This is a genomic window from Clostridium sp. CAG:43 (assembly GCF_000434655.1).
GTDB classification, from domain to species: Bacteria; Bacillota; Clostridia; order Lachnospirales; family Lachnospiraceae; genus Otoolea; species Otoolea fessa.
In genome coordinates this window covers 345-684 of the sequence record NZ_FR894972.1, presented here as the reverse complement: position 1 = coordinate 684, position 340 = coordinate 345, and the positions used below count along the sequence as shown (strand labels likewise).

Below are 340 nucleotides of genomic sequence, written 5' to 3'. Positions count from 1 at the left end.
ATTCCATCCTCCGTCGAGGAAAAGAAGGCATTTCTGCTGCGGAACCACATCGCCGTCTGGGACACCATCCACAGCTGTTCCATCGAAGGATCCAGCGACAGTTCCATCCGCGACGTTATCCCAAACGACCTCGCCTCTATTCTGGATCACGCTTCCATCCAGGCGATTTACACAAACGGCGGGCTGTCTGGAAAAATGTACGACCGCTTCTGCCGTAAACAGACTGGCATTGAGGCAATCAAACTGCCATCCACCAGCCCTGCCAATGCCGCCTGGAACCTCGACCGGCTGACAGATGCCTGGAACTGTATCAACCAGATCCTGGGGGAACCCGGATCTG

At 55.6% G+C, this 340-nt stretch carries 1 protein-coding gene; it reads left to right on the top strand.

The features are described from left to right. A partial coding sequence (locus QVO97_RS00080; RefSeq protein ID WP_288188437.1) for a uracil-DNA glycosylase family protein occupies positions 1 to 340 on the top strand: 340 nt, incomplete at both ends.